The sequence below is a fragment of the Hyphomonas polymorpha PS728 genome (genome assembly GCF_000685315.1).
Taxonomy (GTDB): Bacteria; Pseudomonadota; Alphaproteobacteria; order Caulobacterales; family Hyphomonadaceae; genus Hyphomonas; species Hyphomonas polymorpha.
In genome coordinates, this window is record NZ_ARYM01000012.1 from 79,382 (window position 1) to 91,572 (window position 12,191).

General features: G+C 63.8%; 7 protein-coding genes, 1 other RNA gene and 1 pseudogene. 4 read left to right on the forward strand and 5 right to left on the reverse strand.

Features of this window, described 5'->3' with window-relative positions; translation table 11 throughout:
- Positions 1–207 precede the first annotated feature (207 nt).
- A complete protein-coding gene (locus HPO_RS11480) occupies positions 208–2,076 on the reverse strand; it encodes a ribonucleoside-diphosphate reductase subunit alpha (RefSeq protein ID WP_035598704.1) in 1,869 nt (622 codons plus the stop codon).
- 329 nt (positions 2,077–2,405) lie between these two features.
- Between HPO_RS11480 and HPO_RS11485 the strand changes: the two genes are divergently transcribed.
- From HPO_RS11485 to HPO_RS21225, 3 genes and pseudogenes are all read left to right on the forward strand, one after another.
- Positions 2,406–3,506: an acyltransferase family protein gene (locus HPO_RS11485; protein ID WP_035598707.1), complete on the forward strand. Its 1,101-nt coding sequence runs from the start codon at positions 2,406–2,408 to the stop codon at positions 3,504–3,506.
- A 34-nt stretch (positions 3,507–3,540) separates the two neighbouring features.
- Positions 3,541–3,924 (forward strand): hypothetical protein, encoded by a 384-nt coding sequence (locus HPO_RS11490; protein ID WP_035598709.1) that lies wholly within the window; start codon positions 3,541–3,543, stop codon positions 3,922–3,924.
- Between the two features lie 62 nt (positions 3,925–3,986).
- Positions 3,987–4,322: pseudogene (locus tag HPO_RS21225) on the forward strand (hypothetical protein); the annotation flags it as partial.
- A gap of 191 nt (positions 4,323–4,513) precedes the next feature.
- Here the strand turns inward: HPO_RS21225 and ffs are convergent.
- An RNA gene (ffs, locus tag HPO_RS20270) (signal recognition particle sRNA small type) lies at positions 4,514–4,606 on the reverse strand.
- A 115-nt stretch (positions 4,607–4,721) separates the two neighbouring features.
- Between ffs and HPO_RS11500 the strand changes: the two genes are divergently transcribed.
- Positions 4,722–6,812 (forward strand): alpha/beta hydrolase family protein, encoded by a 2,091-nt coding sequence (locus tag HPO_RS11500; RefSeq protein ID WP_035598714.1) that lies wholly within the window; start codon positions 4,722–4,724, stop codon positions 6,810–6,812.
- 78 nt (positions 6,813–6,890) lie between these two features.
- Here HPO_RS11500 and HPO_RS11505 read toward each other — a convergent pair whose 3' ends face one another.
- The 3 genes from HPO_RS11505 to HPO_RS11515 all read right to left on the reverse strand — a co-directional run bounded on the left by HPO_RS11505 (position 6,891) and on the right by HPO_RS11515 (position 12,145).
- Positions 6,891–8,438 (reverse strand): acetolactate synthase large subunit, encoded by a 1,548-nt coding sequence (locus HPO_RS11505; RefSeq protein ID WP_035598872.1) that lies wholly within the window; start codon positions 8,436–8,438, stop codon positions 6,891–6,893.
- A gap of 304 nt (positions 8,439–8,742) precedes the next feature.
- The gene (locus HPO_RS11510; RefSeq protein ID WP_035598717.1) at positions 8,743–10,611 is read right to left on the reverse strand and encodes a feruloyl-CoA synthase; all 1,869 of its coding nucleotides are present in this window, start codon (positions 10,609–10,611) and stop codon (positions 8,743–8,745) included.
- 112 nt (positions 10,612–10,723) lie between these two features.
- Complete coding sequence (locus HPO_RS11515; RefSeq protein WP_035598720.1) at positions 10,724–12,145, reverse strand: M20/M25/M40 family metallo-hydrolase; 1,422 nt, start codon at positions 12,143–12,145, stop codon at positions 10,724–10,726.
- Positions 12,146–12,191 lie beyond the last annotated feature (46 nt).

The window sequence follows — 12,191 nt, forward strand, 5'->3', positions numbered from 1 at the left end:
GCCCATTTCTGCAGAAAACGCTACAGGTTTCGGAAATAAAAAAATTTTTTGACTTTCCTACCCCTGCGGCAAGCCCGGGATTTGCATTAACGCGTTGAGAAAATAGACAAAACCAAGGCAGTGCCGGGGTTTACCTCCCCAACGAGAAAGGGCGCCTGCCGTTAACGGCAAACGCCCCTTGATGGAAATCACTTATGTGAGCGGCCCTTACTGGCAGGCGAGGCACTCGTCATAATCGGTGCTCTCGATTTCCAGCTTCTCGCCTTCGATCTTTTCCGATCCGGCAAAGGCGGCGCGCTGCACCGATTTGGAGCGGCAATAGTAAAGCGATTTCAGGCCGCGCTCCCATGCTGTCCAGTGCAGCATGTGCAGGTCCCATTTATTGATGTCGCCGGGCAGGAAGAGGTTCAGCGACTGGGACTGGCAGATAAAGGGCGTGCGGTCAGCCGCCAGCTCGATGATCCAGCGCTGGTCGAGTTCGAAGGCAGTCTTGTAGATGTCCTTCTCGTCCGGCGTCAGGCAGTCGAGATGCTGCACCGAGCCCTCATGCTCGAGGATCGAGGTCCAGACCTCGTCCGTGTCGAGCCCCTTGGAGCCGAGCAGTTCCTGCAGCTGCTTGTTCTTCACCGTGAAGGAGCCCGAGAGGGTCTTGTGGGTGTAGACGTTGGCCGGGATCGGCTCGATGCCGGCCGAGGTACCCCCGCAGATGATCGAGATCGACGCGGTGGGCGCCACGGCGAGCTTGTTGGAGAAGCGCGCCATCATGCCGACATCGCGGGCGTCCTCACAGGGGCCACGCTCCTTGGCGAGTTTCACCGAAGCCGCGTCCGCGCCCTGGCGGATATGCTTGAAGATCTTGAGGTTGAGCGCCTTGGCAGTCGCGCTTTCCAGCGAAACGTTCATCGCCTGCAGGAAGGAGTGGAAGCCCATGACGCCGAGGCCAACCGAGCGCTCGCGCTTGGCGGAGTAGACGGCGCGGGCCATTTCCGGCGGGGCGCGCTGGATGAAGTCTTCCAGCACATTGTCGAGGAAGCGGAAGATGTCTTCCAGGAACATCGGCTCTTTCGACCATTCCAGGAACGTCTCGGCATTGACCGAGGAGAGGCAGCAAACGGCCGTGCGATCCTGGCCGCGATGGTCAATGCCGGTCGGTAGGGTGATTTCCGAGCAGAGGTTCGACTGGGTGACTTTCAGGCCGAGGCGCTTCTGGTGGGCCGGCATGGCATTGTTCACGGTGTCGGTGAACAGGAGGTAGGGCTCGCCGGTCTGCATCCGCAGCTCAAGGATCTTCTGCCACAGCTTGCGGGCGTTGACGTATTTCAGCACTTCGCCGGATTTGGGCGAGATCAGGCCGAACTCTTCGTCATTGCGCACCGCTTCCATGAAGGCGTCGGTGATGTTGAGGCCGTGGTGCAGGTTTAGCGACTTGCGGTTGAAGTCGCCGGACGCTTTGCGGATTTCGAGGAACTCCTCGATTTCCGGGTGGTGGATGTCGAGATAGCACGCCGCCGAGCCACGGCGCAGCGAGCCCTGGCTGATCGCGAGGGTGAGCGAATCCATCACGCGGATGAAGGGGATGATGCCCGAGGTCTGCCCGTTCTGGCCGACCTTCTCCCCGATGGAGCGGACATTGCCCCAATAGGTGCCGATGCCGCCGCCATTGGAGGCGAGCCAGACATTCTCCGTCCAGGTCTCGACGATATTGTCCAGCGAATCGCCCACCTGGTTGAGGAAGCAGGAGATCGGCAGGCCGCGATCAGCGCCGCCATTCGACAGCACCGGGGTCGCCGGCATGAACCAGAGCTTGGAGATATAGTCATAGATGCGCTGGGCATGGGCGGCATCGTCGGCAAAGGCCGTGGCAACGCGCGCGAACATGTCCTGATAGGTCTCGCCCGGCAGCAGGTAGCGGTCATCGAGCGTCTTCTTGCCGAAATCGGTCAGCAGAGAATCGCGGGACGGATCGGTCACAACCTGATTGACCGGCACGAGCGCCACTTTCGCGCCCGTACCCGCCTTCGGCTTGCCCTTGCGAGCGGCTTCAGCGGCGACGGATTTAGCGTTGGTTGCCGACATGGCGACCCTCCTCGATGTTCCTGCAGATATAGGGATATCGCGGGAGTTAAACCAGATGTGGCCTCACCCCTTTGCCCCGACACAAGATATAGTGTCCGAAGGTTAATTTCGGGTCAACGCCCCAATTCGCAATTCCGTCAAGAAGGCGTGGAAAACCGGTGAACAAATTCTTAACGCGGGCCGGATCGCCCAGTGTTTTCAGGCGTTTCAGCCCCGCCTGAAGCCCGGTCAGAAACCTCTCAGTCCCGGCGGCCGCCGATAAGAAGGCTATTGCACTTTTAGCCAGATGGTCGCCACTAACAATCAGCAATATTCGTGTGGGGACCCGAATGAAGCTGAACAATCTGCAAGTGCTGCGGGCCATTGCCGCTTACATGGTGCTGCTCGCCCATATCGAGGATATCGAGGCCAAGCGGGGAATCGGCCACATTCTCGGCCGATGGACCGATATCGGCGACTGGGGCGTCGATCTTTTCTTCGTCCTGTCGGGCTTCGTCATGGTGCTGGTGTCCCACCATACGCTGGGGGGCCTCCGGGATGCCGGAAAATTCCTCTGGTCGCGGGTCACGCGAATCTATCCCTTGTGGTGGCTCTGCCTGTCGGCGCTGGTGCCGATCTGGCTTTTCCGTCCGCAACTGGTCTATGGCGGCACTCAGCAGGAGATCAGCCTGCTCAAGGATTACCTGCTGATTCCCAAATCCGAGAGCCCTTTGCTCCAGACCGGCTGGACGCTGATTCACGAGATGTATTTCTACATCTTCTTCGCGGCGCTGCTGATGATCCCCCTGGGCGAACGCCGCCGCCTGCCGATCCTGATTCTCTGGGGCACGGTAGCCGTCAGCCTCGGCCTGATTCTCAATCCCTCCCGCGGCGAAGAACCGGTCCTGCGGCTTCTCACGCACCCTATGCTGCTGGAATTCCTGGCCGGGGCAGCCGCCGCCTTCCTCTGGCGGTCAACGAGAGGCGCCCTGGGTGTGCCGGCCCTGGCAGTGGGCGCCGCCGCCCTGATCATCGGCATGACCCTCTATGTGAACGGCGCGCTGGGCGCAGACTCCGGCGGCTTCATCACCCATGACCGCGCCCGGGTCATTCTCTTCCTGCCAAGCGCGGCGCTGCTGACCTATGGCGCCGCCTCCATCGAACTGCGCCAGGACTGGAAATTGACCGGCCTGCCGGTAAGCATCGGGGACTGGTCCTACTCGCTCTATCTGACCCACATGCTGTCGGCCAACTTCTTCGGCCTGGTCTGGGGCAAGGTTGCCATGCCCGGCCTGCTGGACAATGCGATTGCCCTGCCCGCCATCATGCTGGGCTGCACGCTTGTCGCCTGGGCGAGTTTCACCCTGTTCGAACAGCCGGTGACCGGCCAGTCAAAGAAACTCGGCCAAAGGATATTCGGTCGATTGCGCCCCGCCGCAGCTCAGGTGTAGCCTCAAGCCCACACGACTTACCGGGGACGTACACATGAAATATCTGATCGCCGCTCTGGCGGGCCTTGCCGTTGCCATGCCCGCCCTCGCCCAGCTGACCGATGTTCATATCGCGCAGCAGACGCGGGCCAAAAATGCCTGCCCGGCGCTGGTGGCCCGGCATGATGCCGCCGTCACGGCGGGCAAGGTGAGCAGTTACTACGCGGAAGACTGCACCTGCCTCGCCGATTCCATCACCTGGGAAGGCTGGGACGAAATATACGAAGAGCCCACAGGCGAATTCATGTCGGAAGCCGACGCCATGCTGGTGGCTGACACGCTGTCTTCAGCCGCGACCATCGATGACGCCATGACGCTCATCTATGAATCGATCTCCCTGCCGGGCAGCGCCGTGCTCTCCAATTGCTTCGGCAAATAGCCCCCGCGCTGGCCTGCCTGCTGGTTGCAAGCGCCGCGGGCGCCGAGATCCTTCCCTCTGCCTTGCCCCCGGTCCAGCCGGGCGACCTCCTGTTCAAGGGCGCCGGCACCGGCACGGGCACTCAGATCGCGGCCATCTGGTCTCAGGGCGACAAGCGCTGGGGCCATGTCGGCATCGCGGTGGCCAATCCCGATGGCAGTCTCTCGGTAATCCATGCCGATACCGGCGCGCCCCGGCAGACGGGCAAGGTGGTCCGCGTCAGCCTTGCCGCCTATCTCTCCGATGTCAGCGAGCTTGGCCTCTACCAGATCGATCTCACCGGCCCGGCGCGCGCCGCCTATCTCGCCTATGCCGAAGCCGCCGTGGGGCGCCCGTTCGACCGCGCCTTCTCGCTGGAGACCGATACGCGCCTTTATTGCACTGAGCTGGTCTGGCGGGCGATGTCCGAGGCGCTGGGCGAAGACGCCCTGCCGGCCAAGAGCACGCGGCTCGGCGCCGTCTATATATCCGTGTCGGATCTGGCGGAGCATCCCCTGCTGACGGAGACCGCCATGGTACGGGCGGTGGCGGCAGAGGAAGGGGGAAAGGGTGGAGACAGGCAAACGACCCGAGCGGAAACTCGTTAGGGCTGCTCGGTTCCCCGCCTGACCCGATTGGCGAGCGGCTCGTCCGCCGCCTGCCTCCGAGGGCTATATGCGTGAGCAGCCCCCGAATCGCAAGCCCGGATTGCCGCTGCGCTATCCTCCATGCTTTCAGCATGTTACGCCATGCGCACACGACTGACGGAGGGGTTTCCGATGAAATTGCGCATACTGGCCGCAGCCAGCCTGGCGCTTGTGCTGGCGGTCACGCCGGCAATCGCCGACACGAAGAAAGACAAGACGCCGTCCAAACGCTTCACGGCGGAGCGCGTTTTCGACATGGAATACGCCACCGATCCGCAGATTTCGCCGGACGGGAAAACCATTGTCTATGTCCGCCGCGCGATGGACCGGCTGACCGACCGCGACATCGGCCAGCTCTGGAGCATCGACACGGCCACCGGCAACCACCGCCCGCTGATCGTCAGCCCCGAAGGCGCCTCCAGCCCCCGCTGGTCGCCCGATGGCTCGCGCCTCGTCTATTCCGCCAGCAATGGCGGCAAGCCGGAAATGCGCGTCTATTATCCCGATACCGGCCGCAGCCATCCGCTGGCCCAGTTCCTGCAGGCGCCGTCGCAGGCGGTCTGGTCACCGGACGGCAAGTTCATCGCCTTCTCGATGTTCGTACCCGGAGAAACGCCGAGCTTTGCCAAGGCGCCTGCAACGCCCGAAGGCGGCAAATGGAGCGATCCGGTCAAGGTGTTCGATCGCCTGCAGTTCCGCTTTGATGGGAGCGGCTATCTCAAATACGGCACCACGCAGATCTTCGTGCTCCCGGTGGATGGCGGCACGCCGCGCCAGGTAAGCTTTGAGGAAACAGACATGGGCGGGCCGGCGTGGCTGGACAACACCACCCTGCTGGTGTCCGGAAACCTCGCCGAAGACCACGAGCTCGACCCCATCGAGAGCGAGATCTACGCCATCAGCCTCGGCGATCTTTCCATCCGCCCTCTGACAAACCGGGACGGGCCGGATTACGCCCCCGTTGTTTCGCCGGACGGCAAGACGATTGCCTATCGCGGCTATGACGACAAGGTACTGTCCTATCAGCAGGACAATCTCTATCTGATGAATGCCGATGGCAGCGGCGCGCGCGAGATCGCCGCAGACTTTCCCGGCAGCGTGGACCAGACCGTGTGGGCGCCCGATGGCAAGAGCCTGCTGGTATTGTCCGAAGATCATGGCGTGCTGAGCCTCTTCCGCATCACCACAGGCGGGGCCGTGACCCGGCTGCTCACCGATATCGGGGGCACCTCCATTGGCCGCCCCTATGCCTCGGGCAGTTTCTCCGTCAGCGGAGGGAAAAAGCCGCTGATCGCCTATACCGCCGGCTTTGCCGAGCGCCCCTCCGAGATTGCCTCCGCCGGCATCGATGGCAAGGACGCCAAGGTGCTCACCGCGCTGAACGACGATATCCTGCCCTATCTGGAAATGGCGCGCGTTGAAGAGATCAAGGTGCCCTCCAGCCATGACGGGCTGGAGATCGAAGCCTGGGTGGCCCTGCCGCCAGACTTCAAGGCCGATGGCAGCTTCCCGATGATCCTGGAAATCCATGGCGGGCCCTTCGCGATGTATGGCCCCTATTTCGCCAGCGAGATCCAGCGCTATGCGGCCGAAGGCTATGTCACCGTCTGGTCAAACCCGCGCGGCTCGACCGGCTATGGCGAGGACTTTGCCCACGCCATCGACCTGGCCTATCCCGGCTATGACTATGACGACCTGATGAGCGTGGTGGATGAACTCATCCGCCGCAACTATGTCAGCAAGGACCGGTTGTTCGTGACCGGAGGATCGGGCGGCGGCATCCTCACCGCCTGGATCGTCACCAAGACCGACCGCTTTGCCGCCGCCGTGTCGGCCAAGCCGGTGATCAACTGGTACACGATGGCACTCGCTGCAGACATTGCCCAATATGTCCGCCGCCACTGGATACGCGCCGACCCATGGACCGATCCGGACGCCTTCCTCAAACGCTCGCCGATCAGCTTTGTGAACAAGGTGACGACGCCGACGATGATGCTGGTGGGCGAGGAAGATTTCCGCACCCCCGCCTGGGAGGCCGAACAGTTCTACACCGGCCTCAAGATGAACGGCGTGGAAACCGCCCTCATCCGCATTCCCGGCGCCCCCCACCACATCACCGGCCGCCCCAGCCGCCTCATCGCCCAGACGGACAATGTGATGGGCTGGTTCGCGAAGTTTGATCCGGTGAAGCAGGCGGAGAAGAAGGACGAGGCGGCAGAATAACCAGTCCTCCGTCCTCAGATGAAACAGGAAAGCCCCGGAGCCTGCTCCGGGGCTTTTTTGTTGTCATTGTGAACCAGCTCAGCGCGCCGGCACATGCGCCGCGATGAGGTGCGGCCCCGGCTCGCTGAAGGCGCGCTGGAGGGCGGCGTCGAACTCTTCCGCCGTGGTGGCATTCACCGCAGGCACGCCCTGCGCCTCGGAAAGCTTCACCCAGTCGATCTCCGGGCGGCCGAGGCCGAGCAGGTCAGCGGCCACGCGGCCGGGATTGCCCGCGCCGGTGCGCGCCAGCTCGATATTCAGGATACGGTAGGAATTGTTGACGAACACGACATTGACCACGTCCACGCCTTCCCGCGCCATGCTCCACAGCGCCTGGTTGGTATACATGCCCGCGCCATCGCCCGTCAGGCAGAGCACCTTGCGGCCCTTCGCGCCGACCGCCGCGCCCAGCGCCAGCGGCATGCCCTGCCCGATGGCCCCGCCGGTCAGCATCATCCAGTCATGCGGCCGCGCCCGGCCCGTCATCAGGAAGCTCGGCAGGCCGTTGGAAACGCCATCATCGGAAACAAACGTGCCCTCCGGCATATGGCGGGCAATCGACGCGCCGACCGTGGCCGCGTTCAGCGCGCCGGTGGGCGCGTCGGGAATTTCCAGCGTGGGCGCCGGGGCCGCTTCAGTGGCGCCAAGCGTATCGGCGAGGGCTTCGAGGATGGCCGCGCTGTCGCTTTCCGGCCCGCCGATCACCAGCGGCGTGCAGCCTTCGGGCACCAGCAGGCTCGGCTTGCCGGGATAGGCAAAGAACGCGACCGGCACCTGCGTACCGGCCACCAGCATCAGGTCCGTGCCGTCAAGGTCTGCCATCGCGCCTTCGGCAAAATACTGCATCCGCTCGGGCGCGAAGATGCCGGCCCCGCGCACCTGCCGTGGGAAGAACGTATCCGTCAGCACACGGATGCCAGCCGCCTTCAGGCGCGCCGCATGGCCAAGGCCGGGCCCCGTCAGCGCGCTGCCGCTGATCAGGATCATCGGCCGCTTGGCGGCCTTCACGGCTTTGGCCGCCGCCTCCACCCGCGCCGCGTCCGGCGCGCGCAGGAAAGGTTGGGCGCGCGTCTTGCCGGGCTTGCCGCCTTCATTCCAGGCCGAATCTGCCGGCAGGATCAGAGAGACGGGGCCGGGCACCGGGCCAAAGCTCGCCGCCCAGGCCTCGGCTGCCAACTCGCCCGTGGCGGCCACGCTGTCAGCCGATTTGATCCAGACGGAGTTGGGCCCGGCCAGCCCCATGATATTGGAGGTCAGCGGCGCGTCATAGCGCAGATGCGGCACGGCATGATCGCCGATCACATTGATCATCGGCGTCCAGGCGCGCTTGGCATTGTGGATGTTCGCCCCGCCATTGAGGAAGCCCGCGCCAAGATGCAGCAGCGTCATCGCCGGGCGGCCGGTAACGCGGGCATAGCCATCAGCCGCGCCCGTCGCCACGCCTTCGAACAGGCAGAGCACCGAGCGGATGCGCGGCTCGCGGTCCAGCGCGGTGACGAGGTGCATCTCCGAAGTGCCGGGATTGGCGAAACAGGCAGTAACGCCATGATCTGCCAGTGTGGAAACAAGGGCCTCTGCGCCGGTCATGGCGGCGGACGTGTCGGACATGGACGAACCTCCCCTAAATTTGCTGCTGGCGTTCCCTAGCGGGTTTTGACGCCAGCGCAAAACCAAAGCGGGCCGCAGACAATTAGAAAGCGGGCCGCAGACAATTAGGAAGCAAGGGGAGCTTCCTGACTATCCGCGACCCGCCCATAAGCCAAAGGGGAATGGCTGAAGCTTCCGGTTACCCGGTCGCTCCGCGGGGCATGTTTAAGCACTTTGGATAAGGAATCGAGCCCTTAAGGGCAGGTTTCTACCCGGCAAGCGCCTTTTGCCACAGAATTTTCCGTCAAATCAGGAGTCTTGCCGCTGCAGGCGCGTCCGAATAGAGCAGGTCCAGCTGGTCCGCCCGCAACGCCTGGGTGCGCGACTGGTTGATATAGCCCTTCTCGGTGATTTCCCCCAGATCGGCGCGCGGCTCCTGGGGTTGCAGAAGGATGCGCGCAATCCGGGCCGCCGCATTAGGGTGGGCCTTGTTGTGCGCGGCAAGGCCGGCCCGCACGGCCTCCTGAACCTTGGGATGGGTGACCAGCTGATCGGCCGGCAGCGCCTCCCCCACCAGCCGCTGGCACCAGGCAAGATTGAGGAAGCCGAGGAGGCCGATCTCATCCTTGTTGAGCCCGCAGACCACAGCGTCCGACAGCGCCCCGCCACACGCCGCCACAGCCGCCACGCGCACCGCCCCGGCCGAAACCCAGGTGCCGCTGGCCAGCTTGAATTCCTCCACTGTGCGCCCGTCAAAGGCAAGGCCGCGCTCAGGCAGGGCCGGATCAACAAACTTCACCGCGTCGCCCAGCCGGTAATAGCCTTCTTCATCGAAGGCTTCTGCAGTCTTCTCCGGATTGCGGAAATAGCCGGGCGTAACGTTCACGCCCTTCACCCGCAGTTCCAGCTTTTCGCCCGTGGGCACCAGCTTGAACGTATTGCCCGGCAGAGGCAGGCCGATCAGCCCCATCTTGTCATTGGGCCAGTGAACGTTGGACGCCGTCGGCGAGGTTTCGGTGGCGCCATAGCCTGCCGAAAGCGAGATACGCTCCCCGGTCACGCGCACCGCCACTTCCTGAATGCGCTCATAGATATCCTGCCCCATCGAGGCGCCGCCATACGCCATGGAGGTGAGGCGGGAGAAGAACACTTCGGCGAGCGCATCATCCTGTTCCAGCGCCGTGGCCAACGCCGCCCAGGCCTGCGGCACGGTGGTGTGCTGGGTGGTGGGAATTTCCTTCAGGTTACGGATCATCTCGGGAAGGCGCGCGGGCGTCGGCGCGCCCTGGCAGATATACAGCGTGCCGCCCCAGTCCAGCATGTTGTGCAGGATGGAATGGGTGCCATAGGTGTGGCTCCAGGGCAGGAAGTTCAGCATCACCTGCGGCCCGCCGGTAATCTCGTCGAGGCGTTCCTCATTCCACACGGAGCGGATCATCTTGGCATTGGCCGCCACCATGCCATGGGTGTTGATCACCGCTTTGGGCTCACCGGTGGACCCCGACGTGAGCATGTATTTGGCAACCGTTTTGGGCGTCAGCCGGGCATATGCCTCGTCCACCGCTGGCCCCGCCTGCCCGGCAAAATCCTCCAGGCTGACAGCGCGGGGCACATCGGGCGCATTGCGCGAATAGATCACCAGCCGGCCGGTCAGGTCCAGGCTGTTCAGGGCGCGCTGATATTCCTTCCCGTCCTCGACATAGATGAATTTCGGGCTGGTCAGCTGGTCGATATAGCCAAAGCGCAAGAGGTCCTGGCTCAGCGTGGCGTAAGCGGGCGTCACCGGCACCACAGGGCTTGCCGCCCACATCGCGCCATACATCACCAGCGCATTGTCGATGGAATTCTTCGACAGGATCATCACCGGCGCGTCCTGGCCCGCCCCTTCGCTGAGGAAGGCCGCCGCAAGGCGCTTCACCGCAGCAAGACCATCGGCGTAGGTCATCCGGCGCCAGTCATTCGCGCCGGGATCTTCCGGCCAGCGTTCAGCCAGCCACACCTGGCCGGGGCGCTCAGCGCCCCATTTCACCAGCGGCGCCAGCATATGCGGCGGGTGCGCCTTCAGGGGGTGGCCGCTGTCGAGATAGATCGTGCCATCGGCGCGCCGGTCCACCTTCAATTTCAACGGCAGGTAAGGCACCTCGCGGAACGGAATGTGCGCAGTCTTGCTCATGGGCGAACGTCAACCTCCCCGTAGGACAGTCTGACGCCGCCCCGTTTCATGTTGTTTTGCGGCCTGATTGCTCGCCCAGCGCGCGGAAAAGGGCAAGCCCCCCGCCTGCGCCTCAGCCTTCCCCGCCGGCGAGTTCCTTCAGGATGATGTACCAGTGATCGAGGCCGGAATAGAAGGCATCGACCGACAGGCGCTCGTTCAGGCCATGGGCGAAGGTGTCGTTCGGCTTGGCCGCCGAGCCCCCGATGCCCAGCGTGTCATAGCCGAGATTGCGGTAGTGCATCCCGTCCGTGCCGCCCGACGACATGTGCGGCATGACCGTCAGCCCCTCCAGCCCGCGCGCGGCCAGCGCCACATTCACCGCCGCCAGCACCTCCTCCGGCAGGTTCGATTCCGGGCTTTCCACCAGGTCCGAGACCAGCTTGATCCTCAGCCTCTCATTGCCCGCCACGTCCTTCAGCGTCTTCTCGGTGGCCTCGATGCCGACGCCGGGGAAGATGCGGCAATTGACGGTGGCCGTCGCCCGCTGCGGCAGCGCGTTCTCAGCATGCCCCGCGCGCAGCATGGTCGCCACGCAGGTCGTCCCCGTGGTGCCAACCGTAGACGGCTCGGCCCGCAGCACGGCGATGGCGGCCTCGTCTGCCGGGTTCTCGGCGAAGGCGCGCATGGCGTCCCCCAGCGGCCCCGGCGTCTGCGCCCCGGAAATCTTCATCGACGCCAGCGTCATCGGGCTGTGCATCACCGGGAATTTGTACGCCTCGATCTTCTTCAGCACATCGGCCAGCTCATAGATGGCATTGTCCGCCCTCGGAGCAGACGAATGCCCACCGGGATTATCGATCGTCAGCTCAAACGTGGCATAGGTCTTCTCCGAGCCCTGAATGCCATAAAGCAGCGCCTTGCCATCCATGCCCAGCGACAGCCCGCCCGCATCCGCATTCAGCACATAGGCCGGATCAATCTTTTCAGCGGTGTACAGGGCCTGCGCGCGGGTAGACACCATGCCGGTCTCCTCATCGCCCGACAGCGCGATGATCAGGTCGCGGCTCGGCTTGAAGCCCTCCTCCTTGAGCCGCAGGAAGGTGGAGATCAGGCTGACCACGCCATATTTGTTGTCCGCCGTGCCCCGGCCGAAGAAATAGCCGTCCTCCTCGATCAGGTCGAAGGGATAGCGCTCCCAGGTATCGGGCAGCGCATCGACCACATCCATATGCGCCAGCAGAACGATGGGCCTGTCCGCCGCCTTGCCTTCCTCGGCGCGGTACCAGACCATCAGGCCCTGGATCCGCTCGCCATCATTCTCGTAATCGGTCACTTCAATGTCGGCATCGGTGAACCCGCCCGCTTTCAGCTCCTCGACCAGATACGCCACCAGTTCGGGAACCTTGCCCTGCCCCTGCGCCGTGCGCACCGCGATGGCTTCCTCATAGAGGCTGCGGGCCTTCTGCTCATGCGGGGCGCGCGCCTCCGCAAAGGCCGGAGAGGCAGCCAGCAGCAGGGCAGCGGAAATCAGCAAGGCGGGTCTGAACGTCATGGGGTCCTCTCGGCGGGCAGGCAGTTTCTTTCCGGCGCAACGGTAT